The organism is Paraburkholderia sp. A1RI-2L (assembly GCF_048957375.1).
Taxonomy (GTDB): Bacteria; Pseudomonadota; Gammaproteobacteria; order Burkholderiales; family Burkholderiaceae; genus Paraburkholderia.
In genome coordinates, this window is record NZ_JARBTA010000004.1 from 672,511 (window position 1) to 695,470 (window position 22,960).

At 64.3% G+C, this 22,960-nt stretch carries 21 protein-coding genes; 10 read left to right on the plus strand and 11 right to left on the minus strand.

The features are described 5' to 3' along the window. Positions 1–4 precede the first annotated feature (4 nt). From PWP93_RS31460 to PWP93_RS31470, 3 genes are all read right to left on the minus strand, one after another. Positions 5–445 carry a hypothetical protein gene (locus tag PWP93_RS31460; RefSeq protein WP_421047495.1) on the minus strand — a complete coding sequence of 147 codons (441 nt, stop codon included), beginning with the start codon at positions 443–445 and terminating at the stop codon, positions 5–7. Beyond that, entirely contained in the window at positions 442–1,086 is a 645-nt protein-coding gene (locus tag PWP93_RS31465) for a hypothetical protein (protein ID WP_421047496.1), read from the minus strand. Before PWP93_RS31465 ends, PWP93_RS31460 begins: the two co-directional genes overlap by 4 nt. Positions 1,087–1,259: 173 nt before the next feature. Further along, positions 1,260–1,682, minus strand: coding sequence for a hypothetical protein (locus tag PWP93_RS31470; RefSeq protein ID WP_421047497.1), 423 nt, complete (start codon positions 1,680–1,682; stop codon positions 1,260–1,262). 280 nt (positions 1,683–1,962) lie between these two features. Here PWP93_RS31470 and dbpA point away from each other — a divergent pair, with 280 nt between their 5' ends. After that, a complete protein-coding gene (gene dbpA, locus PWP93_RS31475) occupies positions 1,963–3,360 on the plus strand; it encodes an ATP-dependent RNA helicase DbpA (RefSeq protein ID WP_421028082.1) in 1,398 nt (465 codons plus the stop codon). A gap of 64 nt (positions 3,361–3,424) precedes the next feature. On the opposite strand, the gene PWP93_RS31480 is transcribed toward dbpA, so the two are convergent. From PWP93_RS31480 to PWP93_RS31490, 3 genes are read right to left on the minus strand one after another with little or no spacing between them, the layout of a single operon-like run. Then, positions 3,425–3,811: a nuclear transport factor 2 family protein gene (locus tag PWP93_RS31480; protein ID WP_421047498.1), complete on the minus strand. Its 387-nt coding sequence runs from the start codon at positions 3,809–3,811 to the stop codon at positions 3,425–3,427. Between the two features lie 11 nt (positions 3,812–3,822). Beyond that, positions 3,823–4,611 carry an SDR family NAD(P)-dependent oxidoreductase gene (locus PWP93_RS31485; protein WP_421047499.1) on the minus strand — a complete coding sequence of 263 codons (789 nt, stop codon included), beginning with the start codon at positions 4,609–4,611 and terminating at the stop codon, positions 3,823–3,825. Continuing rightward, positions 4,608–5,507: an alpha/beta fold hydrolase gene (locus PWP93_RS31490; RefSeq protein WP_421047500.1), complete on the minus strand. Its 900-nt coding sequence runs from the start codon at positions 5,505–5,507 to the stop codon at positions 4,608–4,610. The genes PWP93_RS31485 and PWP93_RS31490 overlap by 4 nt, the downstream gene beginning before the upstream one ends. A gap of 156 nt (positions 5,508–5,663) precedes the next feature. On the opposite strand from PWP93_RS31490, the gene PWP93_RS31495 reads away from it, so the two are divergent. The 7 genes from PWP93_RS31495 (at position 5,664) to PWP93_RS31525 (ending at position 12,960) form a co-directional block, all read left to right on the plus strand. Beyond that, on the plus strand, positions 5,664–6,494 hold the full coding sequence (locus tag PWP93_RS31495; protein WP_421047501.1) for an SDR family oxidoreductase: 831 nt from the start codon (positions 5,664–5,666) through the stop codon (positions 6,492–6,494). 247 nt (positions 6,495–6,741) lie between these two features. Further along, positions 6,742–8,307, plus strand: coding sequence for a DUF1302 domain-containing protein (locus PWP93_RS31500; RefSeq protein WP_421047502.1), 1,566 nt, complete (start codon positions 6,742–6,744; stop codon positions 8,305–8,307). 78 nt (positions 8,308–8,385) lie between these two features. Further along, positions 8,386–9,765, plus strand: coding sequence for a DUF1329 domain-containing protein (locus PWP93_RS31505; protein ID WP_421047503.1), 1,380 nt, complete (start codon positions 8,386–8,388; stop codon positions 9,763–9,765). A 92-nt stretch (positions 9,766–9,857) separates the two neighbouring features. Next, on the plus strand, positions 9,858–10,640 hold the full coding sequence (locus PWP93_RS31510; protein ID WP_421047504.1) for a fumarylacetoacetate hydrolase family protein: 783 nt from the start codon (positions 9,858–9,860) through the stop codon (positions 10,638–10,640). A 62-nt stretch (positions 10,641–10,702) separates the two neighbouring features. Next, positions 10,703–11,593, plus strand: a complete 891-nt coding sequence (locus PWP93_RS31515) for an acetaldehyde dehydrogenase (acetylating) (protein ID WP_421047505.1) — start codon at positions 10,703–10,705, stop codon at positions 11,591–11,593. A 22-nt stretch (positions 11,594–11,615) separates the two neighbouring features. After that, positions 11,616–12,692 (plus strand): 4-hydroxy-2-oxovalerate aldolase, encoded by a 1,077-nt coding sequence (dmpG, locus tag PWP93_RS31520; RefSeq protein WP_421047506.1) that lies wholly within the window; start codon positions 11,616–11,618, stop codon positions 12,690–12,692. A 49-nt stretch (positions 12,693–12,741) separates the two neighbouring features. Further along, a complete protein-coding gene (locus tag PWP93_RS31525; RefSeq protein ID WP_421047507.1) occupies positions 12,742–12,960 on the plus strand; it encodes a hypothetical protein in 219 nt (72 codons plus the stop codon). On the opposite strand, the gene PWP93_RS31530 is transcribed toward PWP93_RS31525, so the two are convergent. Together PWP93_RS31530 and speB are read right to left on the minus strand one after the other, a co-directional pair. After that, positions 12,942–14,465: a purine-cytosine permease family protein gene (locus tag PWP93_RS31530; protein WP_421047508.1), complete on the minus strand. Its 1,524-nt coding sequence runs from the start codon at positions 14,463–14,465 to the stop codon at positions 12,942–12,944. The two genes, PWP93_RS31525 and PWP93_RS31530, sit on opposite strands and share 19 nt — an antisense overlap. A gap of 84 nt (positions 14,466–14,549) precedes the next feature. Further along, positions 14,550–15,503 carry an agmatinase gene (speB, locus tag PWP93_RS31535; protein ID WP_421047509.1) on the minus strand — a complete coding sequence of 318 codons (954 nt, stop codon included), beginning with the start codon at positions 15,501–15,503 and terminating at the stop codon, positions 14,550–14,552. Between the two features lie 150 nt (positions 15,504–15,653). Between speB and PWP93_RS31540 the strand changes: the two genes are divergently transcribed. Both PWP93_RS31540 and PWP93_RS31545 read left to right on the plus strand, forming a co-directional pair. Beyond that, positions 15,654–16,571, plus strand: a complete 918-nt coding sequence (locus PWP93_RS31540; protein ID WP_421047510.1) for a LysR family transcriptional regulator — start codon at positions 15,654–15,656, stop codon at positions 16,569–16,571. A 364-nt stretch (positions 16,572–16,935) separates the two neighbouring features. Beyond that, complete coding sequence (locus tag PWP93_RS31545) at positions 16,936–18,072, plus strand: YncE family protein (protein WP_421028095.1); 1,137 nt, start codon at positions 16,936–16,938, stop codon at positions 18,070–18,072. A gap of 55 nt (positions 18,073–18,127) precedes the next feature. On the opposite strand, the gene PWP93_RS31550 is transcribed toward PWP93_RS31545, so the two are convergent. The 3 genes from PWP93_RS31550 to PWP93_RS31560 form a co-directional block, all read right to left on the minus strand. Continuing rightward, entirely contained in the window at positions 18,128–19,210 is a 1,083-nt protein-coding gene (locus tag PWP93_RS31550) for a Rieske 2Fe-2S domain-containing protein (RefSeq protein WP_421047511.1), read from the minus strand. Positions 19,211–19,295: 85 nt separating this feature from the next. Then, positions 19,296–21,749: an efflux RND transporter permease subunit gene (locus tag PWP93_RS31555; RefSeq protein WP_421047512.1), complete on the minus strand. Its 2,454-nt coding sequence runs from the start codon at positions 21,747–21,749 to the stop codon at positions 19,296–19,298. 86 nt (positions 21,750–21,835) lie between these two features. Beyond that, a complete protein-coding gene (locus tag PWP93_RS31560) occupies positions 21,836–22,924 on the minus strand; it encodes a WD40/YVTN/BNR-like repeat-containing protein (protein WP_421047513.1) in 1,089 nt (362 codons plus the stop codon). Positions 22,925–22,960 lie beyond the last annotated feature (36 nt).

Below are 22,960 nucleotides of genomic sequence, written 5' to 3' on the forward strand. Positions count from 1 at the left end.
GCGCTCAAGCCGATGCGAGCGCCGGGGGAATGCCGAGCTTGTTGCGCTTTTGATTGACGGCTCGTGTCGAGCGGCCAGTGAGCCGCGCCAATTCACTATCGGCCATTACACCGAGCAAGGCGATATGCTCCCGCGGCCATGGGAGATGCGCGGGCGCGGCTGGAGAAATACCCAGTTCCCGCCGTTTCTTTTGCACCGTCGAAAATGAAACGCCGCCGATTTGCCTCGCGACCTGGGCGTCGGACATGGTCCCGAGCAGCGCAATCTCTTGCGTGGTCCATGTGCGGGTCAATTTTGTTTTGTGATTGTCGACGCTACCCGTGGGATCGCACCGCTTTCCTGCGTTGGGCCGGGATCGTGCGCCACACTGTGCAACGGTTTCGTAGCCAGTGGCCGATGAAACATGGCTGATCTGTGCGACGGTGTGTTCGAAGTGGTTTGTCATCGCACCGCTCCTGGATTGGCATGCCAACCGCGCCTGGCATCGTTGCGCTGTTTAAGCTCGTCGGGAAAGAGGTAGTCGCGATAGATCCTAAGCTCGCGTAGTTTTTTTCGACCACTAGCCAGTTCTGGCCAATAGGAAATGTTTGGTGTTTCTGAAAAATTATCTAGATGCTTGAAGATCAACACATAGATCCAGAAGTTTTGCTGGCAATGCCGGGACTCATGGTAGATCGTGTCGGCGAACTGCTGAAGAGGTGTAGTCTGCCCATGACGCTCGGGGTCACCACGCTTTGCAACCTTCTTGATATGAAATACTGATTCCATGCAGGACAGGTTAATTTTCATTTGCCATGAGGTCGGCGCAAATGCTCCTTGTTCAAGGCTATTCTTCGGCTCATATGGAACGAGCGTTGGCACAATCTCAAGAGGCGCTCCGAATCCACCGGCAGGACTCGCCAACGGAGTTTTCATGACAGGCTTGAGCAATTCGGCAAACAGCTTGAATTGACCTTTATCGATCGGCCATGTCAACCGAAGCACAGGCGTCAACCCCTCGTCCCCGAAATACGCATCCCCCCATTGAATCCGATCGAGCAACAGATCCTGCATCGCACGTGCGTACTCACGCGCAAGCGGATACATTAGCTGTCCTTTTCGATCCGGGTCGAGATCCGAATAGCGTAAGCCCCACCTGTCAGGCGTGTACGTGGCATAGGTCGGTTCAATGCCCGCCGAGGTCAATCCCGGCTTTACCTTCCTCAGGATGTATGGACCAACCTTCTGCACGTCGTCACTATCTGCACTACGTTCACTGCTTACGATGATGTACTCCCTTGAGACTTGAAGGCTGTATCCGTCACTCTTGTCAACATCGGCTGATACGTCGCGATGACCGAACCATCGTTTCGCAGCAAATGAACTTCCGCGACCTGCATATCCTGACTCAGCACCAGCGATGTTTCCCCGTGCTCGCTGGACACGCCCTCGACAAGCTGCCCGTCGTCCAGTCTGATCCGTTCGTCGTTGCCGCCCGCCGCCATGCGCAATGCGGCCGGGTGGGTCGTCACCGCTTCGATGCGGTATTCGAACAGCTGCCCGATGGCCTCATGACCGCGCACGCGCCGGGGCGTGAAGACGGACTCGTACAGGATGTTTCCGCCGCGGTCGACGCGCATGCGTTCGGGTACGGCGCGCCCGCGCAGGCCGAGTGTGAGGAACCGTTTGGTGGGAATGGTCATGCCGATGCCTTGTACAAGTTACCCGGCATCTATCCTCTATAAGCTATATATATCCTGGAACACGAAAATTCCTAAATTCGGCTGGCACACCGATTCGCCGCGCATAAGCACGCGAGAAAGCGCCATCCCCTTGACCTTCCACAAACGAAACGCGCGCCCGCACGCATCGGCTAGAATTGCGCCACGCGCGATGCCGCCATCGCAGCCCGATCCATCCCCGCCGCGGCGCGCCCCTCGGGCTAGCGCCGCGCCGCATCTGCCCCCGGGGGCGAGACCACGAATGACGAACACACCCACCGCCACGCCCTTCAGCGCGCTTGCGCTCGCGCCCGCCGCGCTCGAGAACCTCACGCGGCTCGGCTATGTCGAGATGACGCCCATCCAGGCCGCCAGCCTGCCGATCGCGCTCGCGGGCCACGACCTCATCGCCCAGGCCAAGACGGGCAGCGGCAAGACCGCCGCCTTTTCGCTCGCGCTGCTCGCGAAGCTCGATGCGCGCCGGCTCGACGTGCAGGCGATGATCCTCTGCCCCACGCGCGAGCTGGCCGATCAGGTCGCGCAGGAGATCCGCCGGCTCGCGCGCGCCGAAGAAAACATCAAGGTGCTCACGCTGTGCGGCGGCACGCCCATGAAGCCGCAGACGGCGAGCCTCGAGCACGGCGCGCACATCATCGTCGGCACGCCGGGGCGCATCATGGATCACCTCGAGCGCGGCATCCTCTCGCTCGACGCGCTCAACACGCTCGTGCTCGACGAAGCGGACCGCATGCTCGACATGGGTTTCTTCGACGACATCGCCAAGGTCGCGCGCCAATGCCCCAAGGAGCGCCAGACGCTGCTGTTCTCGGCCACCTACCCCGAAGGCATCGCGAAGCTGAGCCAGCAATTCCTTCGCAATCCCAAGGAAGTGAAGCTCGAAGAGCACCACGACGACAGCAAGATCCGCCAGCGCTTCTATGAAGTCAGCGACGACGAGCGCCTGCACGCAGTAGGCATGCTGTTGAATCACTACCGCCCCGTGAGCACGATCGCGTTCTGCAACACCAAGCAGCAATGCCGCGATCTGCTCGATGTGCTGCGTGCGCAGGGCTTTCATGCGCTCGCGCTGCACGGCGAGCTCGATCAGCGCGAGCGCGACCAGGTGCTGATCCAGTTCGCGAACCGCAGTTGCTCGGTGCTCGTGGCCACCGACGTGGCGGCGCGCGGTCTGGACATTGCGCAGCTCGAAGCCGTGATCAACGTCGATGTCACGCCCGACCCCGAGGTCTACGTGCACCGCATCGGCCGCACGGGGCGCGCGGACCAGGACGGCTGGGCGCTGAGCCTCGCGAGCATGAACGAAATGGGCCGCGTGGGCGGCATCGAGCAGGCGCTCAAGCGCGAAGTCGAATGGCAGCCGCTCGCGTCGCTCACGCCCGCCAGCGACGCGCCCTTGCTGCCGCCGATGGAAACCGTGCAGATTCTCGGCGGACGCAAGGACAAGATCCGCCCCGGCGACGTGCTGGGCGCGCTCACCGGCGAAGCCGGCTTCAGCGGCGCGCAGATCGGCAAGATCAACGTCACGGATTTTTCGACCTACGTGGCCGTCGAGCGCAGCATCGCGCGCAAGGCGGTGAGCAAGCTCAACGCGGGGAAGTTGAAGGGCAAGAAGGTGCGCGCGCGCTTGATGGAAGAGTAAGCGGGCGGAACGGGCGGACCGCAGATCTCCTGCGCGCGCCGCCGTTCACCTGCTCAGAACGAACTCAAGGCGCGCTCGCGCGGTGATAGTCATCCGCGCCCCAGTAGGCGCGCATGCTCACGATCTTGCCGTGCGCATCGAACTCCATCACATCGGTCACGTCGATATGCGCCGGGCCATCCGGGCCCGCGATATGCACCTTGAACGTGATGGTGGCCGCGTTCGCATGCGAGCCGCGCGGCGGCGCAACCAGTTCGAGCCGCGCGCCCACCGTGGTGGCGTGGCCATAGAATGCGTCGATCTCCGCGCGCCCGCGCTTGAGCGGCAAGCCCACGGGGTCTTCGACCGTGGCGTTGTCGGCGAACAGCGCAGTGACGCGCGCCGCGTCGTTCGCGTTGAACGCCTCCACGTATTCGCGCAGGCGCGCCTTCATGTGTTCGGTGTCGCTCATCGTGCAGCCTCCTAGCGCGCGGTATAGCCGCCGTCGATCACGAGTTCCGCGCCGGTCACATAACGGCCCGCCGGCGAGACGAGATACAGGATGCCCGACGCGATGTCCTGCGGGTCGCCGATCTTCGCGAGCGGCACGGCCTGCGCCAATTGCCCGAAAATCTGGTCGGGGTCACCGATCTTCCGGAACGCCTCTTCGAGCAGCGGCGTGCGAATGTAACCCGGATGCACCGAATTCGCGCGAATGTTCTTCGCGGCGTAAAGCATCGCGTCGGTCTTCGCCATCAGGCGCACGGCGCCCTTCGAGGCGTGATACGCAGGCACGTCCGGCCCGCCCACGAGCCCGTACATCGACGAGACATTCACGATCGAGCCGCCGCCCGCCTGCTGCATGGCTGGAATCGCGTACTTGGTGCACAGGAATACACCCGTCACATTCACGTCCATCACCTGACGCCACTGCTCGAGCGTGATCTCGTGCGTGGGCACGTTCGCGCCTTCGATGCCCGCATTGTTCACCAGCGCATCGAGCCGGCCGAAGCGCGCGACGATCTCGCCGAACACGCGCTGCACGTCCGCTTCCTGCGTCACGTCGAGCCGCCAGAAATGGGCCTTGCCGCCCGCCGCGACGATCTCGGCCGCAAGCGCCTCGCCTTCCGGCAACACATCGAGCACCGCAATGGCCGCACCCGCCGAGGCGAGCGTGCGTGCGGTCTGCGCGCCAATGCCGCGCGCGGAACCCGTGATCGCGGCGACCTTGCCGCTGAGGTCGAAGAGTTGCTGTGCGAGCGTGTTGCTCATGTCGTCTCCTTGTCTCGTGTCTTGCTCGTGCGTTCCGCGTGACCGGCGCCCTTGCGCAGATCGGCGAGAAAATCCACGCATTCGCGGTTGAAATATTCGCGGTGCTCCACCATCACCCAATGCCCGCAGCGATTCATCAGCACGAAGCGCGCGTCCTCGCATTGCTCGAGAAACTGCATCGCGCCGCTCACGGGATTGAAGCGGTCCTGCGTGCCCCAGAAACCCAGCACCGGGCAGCGCAATTCCACGAGGCGCTCCGTGAGGTTGGGCACGCGCATGGTCGAAAGCACTTCGGGCGGCTGCGTTTCGCAGACCTTCAGGCGCTCTTCCACGAGCGCGTCCGTCACGAGCGCGCGATCGTGCACCAGCAGTTCCAGCAGATAACGCATGGTCTGCCGGTTCATCTGACGATTGGTGAAGAGCGACACCATCTTCTGGATGCCTTCCATGCGAAAGTAGGTCTCGCGCTCCTCCACGCCGCCGGGCGCCATCATGATGAGCGCCTTCACGTCGTCCGGATAATCGAGCGCGTATTTCAGCGCAATCGCGCCGCCCAGCGAATTGCCGAGCAGCGTGGCGCGGCCCGCGCCCAGCGCCACGAGTTGCTCGCGCAGCGCCGCGACGAAGAAGTCGAGCGTGTATTCGGCGTCGGCGGGCTTTGACGACGCGCCGTAGCCCGGCAGGTCGACCACGATGACGCGGTGGCCCGCCGCCGCGATGGGCGCGTAATTATGGCGAAAGTTGCTAAGGCCGCTCGCGCCGGGGCCGCTGCCGTGGATGAACACCACGGGCTCGCCGCTGCCGGCTTCGAAATGATGCAGCCTCAGGCCGCTCGGCACATCGGTGAAAGATCCGATGGTGCCGGCGGGTAGAGCGATGTTCGGCGTTGTCGTCATGCGCTTGTCTCCAGTTCTCATGCCGATCATCGGGGGCGCGAACGTGCGCCGCATCGTCTTTTCAGACTAAGAAACGCCCCGGCATTTCCCCTACCATCGCCTCGACACTTACCCGCCCATATCGGCGCCGATCGGCGCATTCAGGAGACGAGGCCCATGGCACCCTTTGATTTCAGCAGCAAGACCGTGCTCGTGACAGGCGGCACGCGGGGCATCGGAGCGGCGATCGCGCAGGCGTTCCAGCGCGCGGGCGCGACCGTCTACGTCTGCGGACGCAGCGTGGCGGAAAACGCGGACGCCCACACAAACCACCTCACCGACGACAGCACGGACGCCGATACCCCCACTACGCCGCCGCTGCGCGCGCTCGCCGCCGACGTGCGCGACATCGACGCCATCGACGCGCTCATCGCGCGCATCGAGGCCGAGACCGGCCGGCTCGACGTGGTCGTGAGCAACGCGGGCGGCGCGCCGTTCGCGCTCGCCGCGCAGGCGTCGCCGCGCTTCACGGAGTCGGTGATCCGGCTGAACCTGATTGCGCCGCTGTGGCTCGCACAGCGCGCCAACGCCGTGATGCAGCGTCAGGCCGAAGGCGGCGTGCTGCTTTTCGTGGGCAGCGTGAGCGGCCTGCGGCCTTCGCCCGGCACAGCCGCCTATGGGGCCGCGAAAGCCGGCGTGATCAACGCCGTGCGCTCGCTCGCCGTCGAATGGGCGCCCAAGGTGCGCGTGGCGGCGGTGAGCCCGAGCCTCGTGCACACCGATGCCGCCACAGCGGACCACGTAGGCGAAGCGGGTTTGCACGCAGCGGCGGCCACCGTGCCCGCAGGGCGCCTCGCCACGCCCACGGACGTGGCCAATGCCTGCCTCTTTCTCGCTTCCGCGCATGCGTCGTATGCATCGGGATCGAATCTCGTGCTCGAAGGCGGCGGCGAGGTGCCCGCCTTTCTCGCGGGCACCGAAGCTGGCAAGGCGCTCGGTCAGGCATAAGCACCGGTAAGCGCACGCGGCGCGGCCACGTTCCCGACACTGAGGGGAACCAACTAGTCCGTATTGACGATTCTCACCACGCACAAGCGCCCTAACCTCTGTCGACAACAAAGCCCCCGGTTCGCAAGACGGCCTCAGGGACGAACCTTCGAAGCGCCGCGGCAGAACATTTCAACGCCATTAGAGCCACGCACGAGCCACGAAAGAGCCAGCACAGCGCCATCACGGAGCCAACAGAGGAGACACAATGAGAATCGACACACCGCGTGCGTTACGACCGATCACCGCCGCCTGCCGGCTCGCCCTTGCAGCCGCGTGCGTGAGCGCCGCAACGAGCGCGTGGGCGGGTGACCAGATCGACTTCGGCAACAACACCACGCTCGACTACAACTTCACGCTCGGCTACGGGCTCGGCATGCGCACGCGCGCAGCCAGCGGCGATCTGCTCGGCCCGACCAACATCAACGGCGACGACGGCGACCGCAACTTCCAGAAGGCCGGCAAGCTGATGGAGAACCAGGTCAACATCCTGGGCGAGGTCAACCTCAAGCACGACGACTGGGGCGTGTTCGTGCGCGCGGATGCGTTCTACGACCAGGTCTATCACCGTCCGAACTACAACGACGCGCCGTTCACGGTCAACCATTCCGGCACCTACAACCAGTTCACGGGCGACACGAGCTACTGGGCCGGCGCGCGGCCGCAACTGCTCGCGGCCTACGTGTACAACACCTTCCATATCGGCCAGACCAACCTCAATGTGAAGGTGGGCGACCAGGTGCTGGCGTGGGGCGAAAGCGTGTTCTTCCCGAACATCGCGGGCGCGCAAGGCCCCGCCGACGCCACCAAGTCGTACGTGGCAGGCGCCGAAGTGAAGGACATCCTGCTGCCGGTTCCGCAGATCTCCTCGCAATGGCAGATCACCCCCGACTTCAGCGTGATGGCCTACTGGCAGTTCGCGTTCCAGCACAACCAGCTCACCGCGCCGGGCAGCTACTTCAGCTACTCGGACATCGTGGGGCCAGGCGCGCAGTTCCTGATCGGGCCGGGCGGGATGATCATTCCGCGCGGCGGCGACATCAAGCCGAGCAACTACGACCAGTGGGGCGTGGGTGCGCGCTGGCGCGTGGCCGGCTCCAGCGAGATCGGCGCGTACTACCTGCACTACAACGACATGAACCCGAGTGTCGTGTTCAGCTACTACCCGACGATCCAGTACCAGCAAAAGTACTTCGATCACATCAAGCTGACCGGCCTGAGCTTCTCGACAGACCTGGCCGGCGCGAACATCGCCGGCGAAACCTCGTACCGACAGGGCGCGGCCGTGCTCGTGAATGCGCCCACGGGCCCGACGGCCACGCGCGGCGACGTCTGGCAGTCGAACCTTTCCGCGATCTATGCGATCGGGCCGACGTGGCTCGCGGCCTCGCAAACGCTGGTTGCCGAAGTGTCGTACATGCATACCGGCAACGTCACGCCCGTGTACGGCTCGACCACGCTCGCAAACTCGCGCAACGCAGCGGCCTTCGAAGTGGCCTGGACGCTCAGCTACAAGAACGTCTTCAATGGCTGGGATCTCGACGTCCCGCTCACCTACTCCGACGATTTCACGGGCACCTCCGCGCTCGCGGGCGCACTCGGTTCGCTTACCGGCGTGGGCGACCACCGCGTCACGGTGGGCGTGAACTTCACGCGCCTCTCGAACCTCAAGATCGGGCTGGTCTACGCGAAGTTTCTGGGCAAGCCCGACCCCAACATGCGTCAGCTAGCCGATCGCGATTACGTTCTCGCTACCGCTACGTACTCCTTCTGAAGCCATGGCGCCGTACGGTTCGGCGCCCGCTTTCGAGGTGTTTGATCCAGCCGTATCTTTACTGCAAGAGGAATGGATATGAGTCGCACTTTTCACTACGCCATGCAAGCCTGCGCCATCGCCGCAGGCGTCGCGCTTGCCACCGTCTCGTTCGCGAAGACGAGCGCCGAAGACATCGCCAAGCTCGACACCACGCTCACGCCGTTCGGCGCCGAGCGCGCCGGCAACGCGGACGGCACGATCCCGGCCTGGACAGGCAAGTGGGTCGGCGCGCCGTCGAGCGTGAACTACAAGCCGGGCGAGCGCTACCCCGACCCGTACGCGAGCGACAAGCCGCTCTTCACGATCACTGCGCAAAACATGGATCAGTACGCAGCGCGACTTACCGACGGCGAAAAGGCGCTCTTCAGGAAGTACCCGGATACGTTCAAGATCACCGTCTACCCGAGTCACCGCGACTTCGGCGCGCCCGAGTCCACGTACAAGGCGATCAAGGAATACGCGCCCAACACCACGATGACGAAAGACCAGAACGGCCTGAAGGACTTCCCGCCCGGGGCGCCCTTCCCGGTGCCGAAGAACGGCGTGGAGGCCATGTGGAATCTGCGCTTCTCCTCGATGATCGAGTCGGAGAACGCGACCTACGACCAGGCCGTGGTCTACCCGGACGGCAATATCGCATGGGGCAAGGTGAAGTATTCGATCTATGGCCCGCGCGCAGGCGAGCCATACGATCCCAAAAGCAATCTCAATGGCAAGAGCTTCTTCCGCATGACCGTTGCACTGCCGCTTTCCGACCGCGGCACGATCATTACGGGTTACGAAATGTGGGACCAGACCGGCTCGGACACTCGCCGCACATGGACCTATAACCCGGGCACGCGGCGCGTGCGCCAGTCGCCGGAGTTCGGCTTCGACCAGCCCCAGGGGCCGGGCGGCTTCCGCACCGTGGACGACGACCGTCTCTTCAACGGCTCGGGCGAGCGCTACGACTGGAAGATCGTCGGCAAGCGCGAAGTCTACGTACCGTACGACAACTACAAGCTGATGGATCCGTCGGTCAAGTACGCGGCGCTGCTCACGAAGGGCCATGAAGACATGCAGTACATGCGCTTCGAGTTGCACCGCGCATGGGTGCTCCAGGCCACGCTGAAACCGGGCTTCCGCCACCAGTACGCCAAGCGCGTGATCTATCTGGACGAGGACACCTGGGCTGCCGTGGCCGCCGACAACTATGACGCGCGCGGCACCTTGTGGCGCACCAACTTCGCGCCCACGGTCTACGCCTTCGACGCCAAGACCTTCTATTCGACCTCGGTGTTCTATCACGACCTGATCTCTGGCGCCTATTACGCCGACCGCTTGTCGAACCAGGAGCCAATGCCGGTCCTCACACCCACCACGCAGACGAACGAAGCCTACTACTCGCCGGACGCGATCCGCGGCGACGGCGTCTGAAGCGTTCCTTTCGCGAGCTTGCCCGCATGCCTCAAGCCCATGCCTGAGCGTATGCGGGCTTTTTTTCCTCATTCACGATGAACGCCACCGACATGACCCCTGCCCAACACGCCGCGTCAGGCGACGCGCTTTATGAGGCCTGGCTCGAACGCAGGCCGATCGCGCCGCTCACCTCGCGCCTGCCCGAACTCGCGCTCGCCGACGCTTACCGCATCCAGCAGCACTACATCGCGCGCCGCATGGCAGCGGGCGCTGCCGTGGTCGGCAAGAAGATCGGCGTCACCAGCAAGGCCGTGCAGGACATGCTCGACGTGCGCCAGCCCGACTTCGGCATGCTGCTCTCCGACATGCAGTACGCAAGCGGTGCGGCGATTCCGGCCAACACGCTGATCCAGCCGCGCGCCGAAGGCGAGATCGCGTTCTACCTGCGCCGCGATCTGCGCGGCCCGGGCGTGGACCGCGCAGCGGTGCTCGAAGCAACCGAAGCCGTGGGCGCGTGCTTCGAGATCGTCGATTCGCGCATCCGCGACTGGGCAATCCGCATCGGCGACACCGTGGCCGATAACGCCTCGAGCGGCGTCTACGTGCTCGGCTCCGAACGCGTTGCACCGCATGACGTCGACCTCGACGCGTGCCGCATGTGCATCGAGAAAAACGGCGTCAACGCAGGCGTTGGCGTGGGTGCGGCCGCGCTCGGCCACCCCGCCGACGCCGTGGCCTGGCTCGCCAACACGCTCGGCGAACTCGGCATGCCGCTGCTCGCGGGCGAAGTCGTGCTCTCGGGCGCGCTGGCCGCGCTGATTCCGGTGGGTGCGGGCGACCGGCTCTCGATGCGTATCGAAGGCATTGGCGGCTGCAAGGTGTGCTTCGTTTGAACGAAGCGTCAATCATCTGGAATCCGAATTGCTTTGAAGACCCCATGAACAAGGAAAAATCCATGAGCAAAATTCAATGCGCGCTGATCGGCCCCGGCAACATCGGCACCGATCTGCTCTACAAGCTGCGCCGCAGCGCCGTGCTCGAACCGGTCTGGATGGTCGGCGTCGACCCGACCTCCGAGGGACTCGCGCGCGCCCAGGCACTGGGCCTGAAGACAACGTCCGAAGGCATCGACGGTCTGCTGCATCACCTGGAAGCCGATGGGATCCGCATCGCCTTCGACGCGACCTCGGCCTACGCGCACCGCGAGCACTCCGACAAACTGACCGCACGCGGCGTGCGCGTGATCGACCTCACGCCCGCCGCCATCGGTCCGTTCTGCGTGCCGCCCGTGAATCTGGGCGAGCGCCTGGGCGACACGCTCAATGTCAACATGGTCACTTGCGGCGGCCAGGCCACCATCCCCATCGTGCACGCGGTCGCGCGCGTGCAGCCCGTAGCCTACGGCGAGATCGTCGCGACGGTGTCCTCGCGCTCAGTCGGCCCCGGCACGCGCAAGAACATCGACGAATTCACGCGCACCACGGCGCGCGCGATCGAAATCGTCGGCGGCGCGAAGCGCGGCAAGGCGATTATCGTGATCAATCCGGCCGAGCCGCCACTCATCATGCGCGACACGATCCACTGCCTCACTGAGGACGAACCCAATGTCGAAGCCATCACCGCCTCGGTGCTCAAGATGGTGGAAGAAGTGCGCCGCTACGTGCCGGGCTACACGCTCAAGAACGGTCCGGTATTCGACGGCAAGCGCGTTTCCGTATTCATGGAAGTGGCGGGCCTGGGCGATTACCTGCCGCGCTACGCCGGCAACCTCGACATCATGACGGCCGCCGCCGCCCGCACCGGCGAAGTGTTCGCCGAGCAGATGCTCGCCGCCACGACCGCCTGAAACCAACACGATGGGAGTCACGATGCAAACCACCAACGCAGCAAGCAACGCCGCCCCCCTGCACCCGCTCGCGGGCACGCACATCACCGTGCACGACATGACGCTGCGCGACGGCATGCACCCGAAGCGCCACCAGATCTCGCTGGACCAGATGCGCAGCATCGCACGCGGACTCGACGCCGCGGGCGTGCCGCTTATCGAAGTCACGCACGGCGACGGCCTGGGCGGCGAATCGGTCAACTACGGCTTTCCCGCGCATAGCGACGAAGCCTACCTCGAAGCCGTGATCGGCGAACTGAAGCAGGCAAAAGTTTCGGCACTGCTGCTGCCCGGCATCGGCACCGTCGACCATCTGCGCATGGCGTATTCGCTTGGCGTAAACACGATCCGTGTGGCCACGCACTGCACGGAAGCCGACGTTTCCGGCCAGCATATCGGCCTCGCGCGCGAGCTCGGCATGGACACGGCAGGATTCCTGATGATGGCGCACATGGCCCCGCCAGAATTGCTGGTCGAGCAGGCGAAGCTGATGGAATCATACGGCGCGAACTGCATCTACGTCACCGACTCCGCGGGCTACATGCTCCCGCACGATGTGACCGCGCGGCTCAAGCCCGTGCGCGACGCACTGCGCCCCGAGACCGAACTGGGCTTTCACGGCCACCACAATCTCGCCATGGGCATTGCGAACTCGCTCGCGGCCATCGAGGCTGGCGCGCGCCGAATCGACGCCGCAGCGGCCGGGCTGGGCGCGGGTGCAGGCAATACGCCCATGGAAGTGTTCGTGGCCGTGTGCGAGCGCATGGGCATCAAGACCGGCGTGGACGTGTTCGCGATCTCCGACGTGGCCGAAGACCTCGTGCTGCCGATCATGGACACGCCCATCCGCGTGGACCGCGACGCGCTTACGCTCGGTTATGCCGGCGTTTATTCGTCGTTCCTGTTGTTCACGAAACGCGCCGAGGCGAAGTACGGCGTGCCTGCCCGTGACATCCTCGTCGAGTTGGGCCGCCAGCGCCTCGTGGGGGGGCAGGAGGACATGATCGAAGATACGGCGATCAACATGGCGCGTGCGCGGCGTTTGGCTGTGGCGGCTTGAGTGACGAGTCTTGAGCCGTTCCTTTAGCGGGCTGCATTGCAGCTCCGCCATGAAACGCGCGCCGAAATTGAACGGTGCGCGTTTTTTGGCACCACTGTCGACCGCCGATGCAACAATTTTTCCGCTTTTTTGGTGGCGGGGTCGCCGCGATGCCGTTTGGAATGCGCCCATGCCGGGCGCACATAAAAAACGCGGCGAGCATATCACCGCGGTTCCTTCACGGTTCGCGCAAAAGCCGGCTTCGAACGTTCAATGCTCCGCCAACTGACGCGCCATCGCCAGGATGTCACGTTCGCCGATCGTGCGGATCACTTTTTCCTCGGCTGCGAGGTCGAGCGATCGGCTGAGCATGTAATAGGTTGCTCCCGCAACTATCAGACCGACGAGCCAGGCCAGATCGATGCCGCTCATCTGGTGCGCGAAGTAACCCGCGAAAATCTCCTTGCCCGACTCGTTGTCGACGATGGAGAAGAACGGGATCATCGCCGCGAAGCCCACCAGGTACGCTGCAATCCCGCGCGCCTGCCACGCGCCGTAAATACCGTTCGGCGTAAAGAAGTGCGTGATCGCGTAGCGGCCCTTGCGCACGAAGAAATAGTCGACCAGATTCACCGCGGTCCAGGGCACGAGGAAATACAGCATCAGCACGAGGAACGTGTTGAGCAGCGCCACGCCGTTGCCCGGAATCGAGAGCGTGCACACGAGCACGATCGCGCTGATCGCGAGCACCGCGCCAACGCGCGCGCGGCGCGTGGGCTGGATCTTGCGAAACGAGTCCACGCCAGTCAGGAGCGTGAGCATCGCGCTATAGGTGTTCAGCGCGATGATGGGCAGGAAGCCCGCCACCGACACCACCACGAGGATCGCGCCGCAGCCCGGGAACAGCTTCGCACCCACCTGGTTGAGCGCGACGAGAGCATCCGTTGCCCGCAGTTGCTGCGCGAGCCACGCGCCCAGGCCAATCATCCACGCGCCCGAGAGCGACGCGCCCAGGAAAATCGCCGAGATCAGCTTCGCTCGGCTCGTGTGCTTCGGCAGATAGCGCGAGTAGTCGGACACGTACGGCGCATACGAGATGTTATAGCTCGCGCCGATGGCGAACTGCGTGATGAACGCCACCCAGTTGAAGCCCGCATGCGCGCTAGCCGCGCTCACCGCGCTTGCAGCACTCGCCGCGCCGTCACCGCCCTTGCCCACGCCGAACAGCAGCGCCAGCGTCACGAGCGCATAGAGCGGCAGCGTCGCGATCAGCGCCCATTTGAACGCCTTGTGCATGACGTCGTGCCCGAAGACCGCGAGCAGCCCGCCCGCAACCGCCGCGACCACCGCCACCAGCGCCGGGCTCAGCCCGAACACCTCTTTCAGCCCGCTCATGATCAGCGAAACATTGACGACGTTAAAGCCCACGAACACGAAAAGCGTTGCGAGCAGCGCGAGCGCCACGCCGCGATAGCCGAACTGAGCGCGCGACTGGATCATCTGCGGCAGACCCATTTCCGGCCCCTGCGAGCCGTGAAACGCCATGAAGGTGGTGCCGAACATGATGCCGAGCGCGCCGCCAAGCGTGGTCCAGCCAGCCGAGAGCCCCATGCTCGGGCCCACGAAGCCGATCGAGATCGTGAAGAAGTGGAAGTTGCCGAGGAACCAGAACGGCCCCTGGCTACCGAGTTTCGCGTGGCGTTCGCTTTCGGGGATGTAGTCGATCGAATGGCTTTCGATCTCGATGCCCTCGTCCCCGGTCGCCGCGTACCCGGCATGCTCGTGTGGTGTCATACAACAAGTCTCCTGATGATTCTGCTCTGCTGCTGCTTCGCTTCTGCTTCGCTTCTGTCTCGCTGCGGCTTCCCTGCTGCCCGCTCACGCGCGGCGCTTCACGCCCGGCAGCACGCAAAGCATTTCGAACGCGAGATTCGCGCCCAAAAGCGCCGTGGTGCCGAACGGGTCATACGGCGGCGCGACTTCCACGAGGTCCGCGCCCACAATGTCGATGCCCCAGGTGCCGCGAATGATTTCGAGCGCCTGCGGCACGGTCAGGCCCGCGATTTCGGGCGTGCCGGTGCCTGGCGCGTAGGCCGGGTCGATGCCGTCGATATCGAAGCTCAGGTAGACCGGGCCGCCCTGCACGCGCGCGCGCACTTCTTCCATCAGCGGCGCGAGCGACTGGTTCCAGCATTCCTCGGCCTGCACGACGCGGAAGCCTTGCTGACGGCACCAGTCGAAGTCCTCGGCCTCGTAGCCCGTGCCGCGCAGACCGATCTGCACCACACGGTTGCAATCGAGCAGCCCTTCTTCGACGGCGCGGCGAAACGGCGTGCCGTGGGCGATCTTCTCGCCGAACATCGTGTCGTTCACGTCCGCATGCGCGTCCACGTGAATCAGGCCCACGGGGCCATGCTTGCGATGGATCGCGCGCAGGATCGGCAACGTGATGGTGTGGTCGCCGCCGAGCGTGATCGGCCGGCAGTCGTATTCGAGAATGGCGTCGTACGCGTGTTCGATGCGCGTGATCGAATCGGCGAGGTTGTAGGGATTGATCGCCACGTCGCCGATGTCGGCCACTTGCAGCGAGTCGAACGGCGCCGCACGCGTCGCCATGTTATAGGGGCGCAGCAGCACCGACTCGGTGCGGACCTGGCGCGGACCGAAGCGCGCGCCCGTGCGGTTCGAGGTGCCCAGATCGAACGGCACGCCCACGAAGCAGGCGTCGAGACCCTTGGCGTTCGCTACCTGCGGCAGGCGCATCATCGTCGCGATACCGCCGCAGCGCGGCATGACATTGCCCCCGAGGGGCTGGAAATATTGTTCAGACATATCTGCGCTCCACGTTCTCATTGATTCTGCCGGGTCATGCGAATCGGCTACAGGCGCAGTTTCAAGCATCCGTCAAGCAAAGATAAATAACGATTCCCCACTGTTTACATTGATAAAATACTATGTATCGAAGAATTCCCCGGAGAAGCCATGCTCGGCAACCTGACCGACCTCGACCTGCGTCTGCTGCGCGTTTTTGTGGCAGTGGTGGAAGCCGGCGGCGTGAGCGTCGCGCAAACGACGCTCAACGTGAGCCAGCCCACCATCAGCGCGCAACTCTCGACGCTCGAGACGCGCCTCGGCTACCGGCTGTGCGAGCGCGGCCGCAGCGGCTTTCGGCTGACCGAAAAAGGCGAGCGCATGTACGAGCTGGCCATCACGCTGCTCGCCGCCGCCGAGGAATTCGCCCTCAAGGCGCGGCACCTCGATCGCAAGCTGGTCGGCACGCTGGCGATCGGCCTGATCGGCCACGCGCCGATCGGCGAGAACGCGCGCATCAGCGAAGCCATCGCCTCGTTCAAGCAGCGCGACGAAGCGGTCCGCTTCTCGATCTCCGTGAAATCGCCGGGCGAGCTCGAGGAGCAACTGCTCAATGGCGACATTCAGATCGCCGTGGGCTATTTCTGGCATCGCGTGCCCACGCTCGAATACACGCCGCTCTTTATCGAGCGGCAGATCGCTTATTGCGGGCGCGGCCATCCGCTGTTCGAGCGCGCGGGCAAGCTCTCCCCCTCCGAGGCCGCCCATCACGAATGGGTCTGGCGCACTTACCCGACGCCGGAGGCGCAACATTCGACGAGCGCGAACAAGGTCACCGCGCAGGCCGACAACATGGAGGCGGTGTCGCTCCTGATTCTCTCGGGCCACCATCTGGGCTACCTGCCGCAGCAGTTCGCGGCGCCGCTCGTGCGCAGCGGGCGGCTCGCGGCGCTCAATCCCGCGAAGCTAGCCTATGAAGTGACGTTTCACATGGTCACCCAGAAGCGCAGCAGCCACGATCCCATCGTGCAGGCCTTCCTCGAAGATTTGAGGAACGCGCATCCGCACGAGCCGATCGGATATCGATGAAACCACTGCGCCGGCACGCTTGCCGTTTTGTTAATTATGAATTAAGAGAATCAATTAACTCATTTTTTAAAAATTGAAAAATTAAAAGAATAAATAGCCGGATTATATTTTCAATTTAAATACAAGGCTTTCATTAGTCGTACCGTTTGCAAATCCTTCTCAAATTAATCAAAAAAGGATCGACTGAAAATACCATTCCGGTACCCATCAGCAACACATTGAAATAAAACACCTTTTATGGATTGATGCGCCGCCATCTTTGATTCGGCAATGAAATCTTCTTTCATGCATGCCGCGCTCTAATTTAATGTTTGCATATAGAGCGATCACCAATTTCGACACGCAAACAGAAATGGAGGATGACATGCAAGGACGATTCCGGTCCGCAATTGCGCTCGCCTTGTCAGTGGGCCTGGCGGCGTGCGGCGGCAGCAGCAACAATGGCAGCTCGGCCAGCACCGTTGCCGCGCCCGCAGAGCAGGCGACGATCAAAGTGCCCAATTCGACCAACCCGGCGTTCAGCTTCGACATCAGCTACGTCGACTCCGGCAAGTACTACCTGGCAGACCGCAACAATTCCTCCGTGGATGTCGTCGATACGCACACCAATACGCTCGTCGCGCAAATCAAGGGCGGCTTCACTGGCATCGGCAAAACCACCGATACCTCTGGCCCCGACGGCCTCGTCGGCATTCCCGGCACCAGCACGCTGTACGCGGGCGACGTGAACAACGTCAAGGTGATCGATACGGCGGCGCAGCAGGTGGTGGGCACGATTGCGGTGAGCGACGCGGGCGAGCGCGTGGACGAAGGCTGCTACGACCCGGATGACGACATCGTGATGTTCGCGAGCCCCGGCGACACGCCGCCGTTCACGACCTTCATTTCGAACAAGACCCGCACCGTCATGTCGAAGCTGACGTTCACGACCTCGTCGGGTCTCGAGGCCTGCGCGTACGATCCCAAAACGAAGAGCTTCCTGATCAACAACGACGGCACGCCGGCCAACCCCGAAGGCGAAGTCGATGTGATTCCGGCTGCTTCGGTCGTGGCCGGCACGCCAGCCGTGTCGAGCGTTTATCCGCTTGGCAACTGCTCGCCGACCGGGCTCGCGCTCGGCCCGAACAACGACATGCTGGTGGGCTGCGATCAGCCGGCGGGCCAGAAGCTAGGCTCGCTGATCCTCGACCGCACCACGGGCTCGACGCTCGCCACGGTACCCTTCGGCGGTGTCGATCAGGTGGCCTACGATTCGGTGTCGAACCGCTACTTCCTGCCCGCCCGGCACGAAACGGCGAACGGCACGGCGGCCGACTCGGGATATACGCCGCTGCTCGGCGTAATCGACGGAGCGAGCCGCAAGCTCATTGCGCAGGTTCCGGTCGGCAACGGCGTGCACTCGGTGGCCGTGGATGGCGCAACCAATCAGGTCTACGTGCCGTTCCAGCCCGGCGCCACCAACTTCCCGTTTGGCGGCATCCTCGTGTTCAACGCGCATTAAACGAATCGGGCGCGGCTGTTCGGGCCGCGCCCCCCTGCTTTCCAGCACACTTTTTCTATGCTCGGCTTTCGAACACGTGATGCAGCGGCGGCACCGAACCGCCCTCGTTCACCTTGATCTCGAAGACCTTGCGTGCGCGGGTCGCGGGCCGCACGTCGGCGGCATCGAGGTAAAACTGGTTGTACCAGTCGCGCATCTGATAGAGCGGACCATCGCCTTCGCAGAGCAGCGGATTGTCGATGCGGGTCTTGCTGTCCCAGATCGCCACGTCTTCATAGAACGCCGCCTGCGCCTGGGCCACATAGGCGCGCGCAATCTCCATGTTCTGTTCTTCCGGGAGACCTGGAATTTTCTTGACCATCACGCCATAGCGCAGCTCAAAGCTGTTCATGTCGATGGGCACGTGGCAGTTCAGCAGGATCGAGTTGATCGGGTGACCGCCGCTGGTTCCCGACATCTCCGTGATGTGATATGCCGGGCCGAAATAGGTGGAGAGCGCGATCAGCTCGTCGTCGCCGAGCCGCGCGCTGCGGCCCACCAGTAATTGCGTGGCCTTGTGATCTTCGAACAGATTCGCGAAGTAGCCCACCGGCGCGCCGTGCACGGTCGCGAAATGCGCCATGTCCGAGATGTTGTCCACCAGTTCGCGGCAGTTCGTGCCGATGACCATCTTGTCCACGACCCAGTCGGACCACTCGTCCGATTCGCACGCGGCGATGGGCGGGATCGCCACGCTCTCGGGCGGCTCGCCGCCTTCGGGATCGTGCCAGACGAACAGCAGCTTGTTCTGCTCGCAGGTTCGCCACGCGCCGATCTTTGCCTTGGGCGGAATGCGCTTGCAATAGGGAATGGACTGGCATTGACCATCGCCATCCCATTGCCAGCCGTGGAACGGACACACGAGCGTGTCGCCTTCCACGCGGCCGGTCGAGAGGTCCGCGCCCATGTGCGGGCAATAGCCGTCCACCACACGAATCTGGCCCGTAGAATCGGCGAATGCGGCCAGCCGCTTGCCGAACACGTTGAGCGTATGCGGCTTGCCGTCCCGATAGTCGTTCGCGAGCCCGAGGCAGTGCCAGCCACGGGCATAGCGCTGCACGAGCGGCTGCGCTTCGATCTTGTACGGACGTGCGGACATAGGGTTCTCCTTCCTTGAGTGGACGCCGCACGGTTTTTCCGCGCGGCGCGTGCTTCATGTTATTCAGGGATGCTGATGAATTGCTTCATGGGCGTGCATGCGCGGGTTCTTTCACGCTCGCGTGAAGGGCTGCGGCCTCGGCGCTCGTTGCGGTTGCGGCGTTCGCGGCACGCTCGTCCACGCGCCGCTCCGCGCGCTCCACGCCCAGCCAGGCGGCGAGCGCGGGCAGCAGGAACACCGCGCCGAACAGGTTCACGAGGAACATGAACGCGAGCAGTACGCCCATGTCCACCTGGAACTTGAGCGCGGAACCTGCCCACGTGCCCACGCCGATGAACATCGTGGCCGCCGTGAAGAGGGCTGCGGTGCCGCGCTGGCGCATCGCCTCGCCGAACGCCTCGGGCAGGCTCGCGCCCGCGCGCACTTCGTGTTGCAGGCGCTCGTAGAGATAGATGCCGTAATCGACGCCCACGCCTACGCCCAGCGTAATCACCGGCAGCGTCGCCACCTTCAGGCCGATGCCGAGCTTCGCCATCACCGCATTGCAGAGGATCGAGACGATCGTGAGCGGCACGATCACGCACAGCACCGCCCGCCACGAGCGGAAGGTCACGAGGCACAGCAGCGCGATAGCGCCGAAGATCGAAAGCAGCATGGCGATCTCGGCGTCGGCCACGGCCTCATTGGTGGCCGCCATCACGCCCACGTTGCCGCCCGCGAGGTGGAAGGCCACGCCCCTGGTCTGGTCCTCGGCCGCGAAGCGCTTGATCTCGTCGACGATGTGCGCGATCGTGCTGCCCTCGTGGTTGTCGGTGTAGATGAGCACCTGAATCGCCTGGCAGTTCTCCGTGTTCATGCCGCTATCGGGGTCGAACGCGCTCGAACCCTGCGTGAGGCCATCAGCCGAGCGCGGCAGCGAGGCCCAGCGCGGGTTGCCTTCGTTGAACGCGGCAATCGACACCTTCGCGAGCGACGGCACGCTCACCACCGACTGCACGCCGGCCACGCCGCGCATCTGCATCTCGAAGCGCTCGATGGCGCTCATGACCGGGTAATGGAGGCAGGCGTCGTCGTAGCCCTGGGTCTCCACGATCACGGCGAGCGCATCGACACCAATGTTGTACTGGCTCGTGATGCGCGCGTTATCCATGTTGTAGCGCGAGTTCGCGCGCAGTTCGGGCGCGCCCGAGCCGATGTCGCCAATCTGCAGGCCGCGCGAGGCTTGTGTGCCGAACGCGAGCAGCACGAGCGCCGCCGCGAACACGGCCAGCGCGGGCAGTGGCCTTGCGAACACGCCGAAACGCGCCCAGCCGCCGCTCGGTGCATGTGCCGCGCCGCGCTGCGCACGCGCAAGCGCGCTGCGCTCCAGCTGCGTGTACGAAAGCAGGATCGGCAGGAACACCTTGTTCGTAACGATCATCAGCAGCACGCCGAGGCAGGCGGTAATGCCCAGTTCGCGTACGATGTCGATCTGGATGCGCATGATGACCATGAAGCCCAGCGCATTCGTGAGCAGCGCCACGGTACCCGGCACGAACAGCTTGCGGAACGCGTCGCGCGCGGCGTCGACCGATGAAAGACCCGTGGCCAACGCCTGCTTCCACGCATTGGTCATCTGCACCGCGTGCGAGACGCCGATCGAGAAAATCAGGAACGGCACGAGGATCGACATCGGGTCGATGCCAAGACCGAGCATCGGCAGCGCGCCCAGCAGCCAGACAACCGGCAGCAGCGCGACGCACAGCGCGAGCGCCGTGGTCTTGAGCGAGCGGGTGTAGGCGAGCAGCAGCGCGGCGGTCACCGCGAAGGCGATGCCGAAGAACACCATCACGCCCGCGATGCCCGACTCCACGTCGCCCACGAGCTTTGCAAAGCCGATAATGTCCACTTCGACATTCCGATTGGCGTAGCGCGCGCGAATCTGTTCGAGTTGCTTCGCCACCGAGCCATAGTCGAGCCGCTTGCCGGTGGTGGGATCGGTCTCGCGCAGTTCTGCGCGAATCAGCGCGGCCTTGAGGTCGTTGCTCACGAGCCGGCCGATCTGGCCCGAGCGCGCCACGTTGCGGCGCACCTTCGCGAGATCCTCAGGGTTGGCGCTGCTGAACTGGCCGGGCACCACCACATCGCCGCGAAAGCCCGCTTCGGTCACTTCCGTGTAGCGCACGTTCGGCGTGAAGAGCGAGAACACGCGCGAGCGGTTCACGCCGGGGATGAAGAACACGTCGTCGGTGGCGTGGCGCAGTTCGTCCATGAACTGCTCGTTATAGATGTCGCCCTGCCCCTTCCAGCGCAGGCTCACGAGCACGGTGTTCGCGCCGGGGAAGGCGCTGGCATAGCGGTTGAACACCTGCATGTACGGGTGTTCCATCGGGATCATCTTGTTGAAGCCCGGGTCGAGCCGCAGACGCGTGGCCGACACGCCGAAGGCGGCGGTCAGCGCGAGGCACACGGCGAGCAGCACGAGGCGGTGGCGCATGATGGCGCCGGCACAGCGGTCGACGAAGCGCGCGAGCGCGGTGGAGCGGGTAGAGGCGGTCATAGTGCGTCTCACAACGAATGGCACAGCGGTTTGCACTGCGAACCAGCGCAACGGGATCAGCGAAGAGAATTCACGGCGCCGCGAGTTCAGGAAGGCGCGTTGGCCTGGGCGGCCGCAGGTGGGTTGGGCGATGCGCCGTTGGGGGCTTCGGAGCCCGCGAGCTTCGACGCGTTGGCCGCACTCTTGCCATTGGCAATATCGCGCGGCGCGGGCACGGTCTGCGCGGGCAGCGTCCAGCGCATCACGCCGGGCTCGCCGGCCACCAGCAGGCGGCCCTGCCCGTCGTCCAGCACGGCGGCCAGGCTTTGCACGCCGCCCACCTTGCGCACTGCGTAATGCTCGCCCGCGTCGTCGGAGGTAACGATGGCGCCGCCCTGCCCGACCAGCACGAGCCGGCCGCCATTCAACTGCGCCGCGCCGAAGTACGAGACGCCCACGCCGCTGTCGACATGCGTCCACGTCTGCGCGCCGTCGGTCGAACGCAGCACGTTGCCGCGCATGCCGTAGGCGAGCCATGCGCCATCGGCGAGCGGCAGCACGCCGAACAGCGACCCCGCATAGGGCGACGAACGCTTGTCCCAGGTCGCGCCGTTGTCGTTGGACACCAGCAGCGTGCCGGTCTCGCCCGCGATCACGATGCGCCCCTTGCCGTCGCCCGCGATCGCGTTCAGATGGCGGTCTTCGGCCGAGGTCTTCTCGACGCTCCACGTTGCGCCCTCGTCGTGCGACACGAGGAGTTGACCGAAGCTTCCCGCTACGAAGAGCGGCCCGTTCGGCTGCCCCCAGATCGCGAGCAGCGGGTCGGAGTGGCGGTGATCGAAGTGAGTCTGCTGCCAGTGTTCGCCGCCGTCCACGGTGCGCAGGATCACGCCGTCGTGGCCCACAGCAATGCCCGTGCGCGGCGATACGAAGAACACCTGGGTCAACGTGGACGCCTCTTTGGAATCCACGGTGGCGCGCCGCCAGCTTGCGCCCGCGTCGTCGCTGAGCAGGATCACGCCGCGCTCGCCCACAGCAACGGCGCGCGAGCCGGCCTGCGCGAGGCCGTTGATCTGCAGATGATTGGCCGCGATGGTGCTGGCAGGGAATGCGGGCAAGGGGCGCGGCGCGAACGCAAAGAGCGCCGCACCCAGCACCGCCGCCGACATCAGCAGGCCGGGAAGCGTAGTTTTCACGGAGTGTCTCCTCCAGGTAGTGCGTTTTTTTGCTAC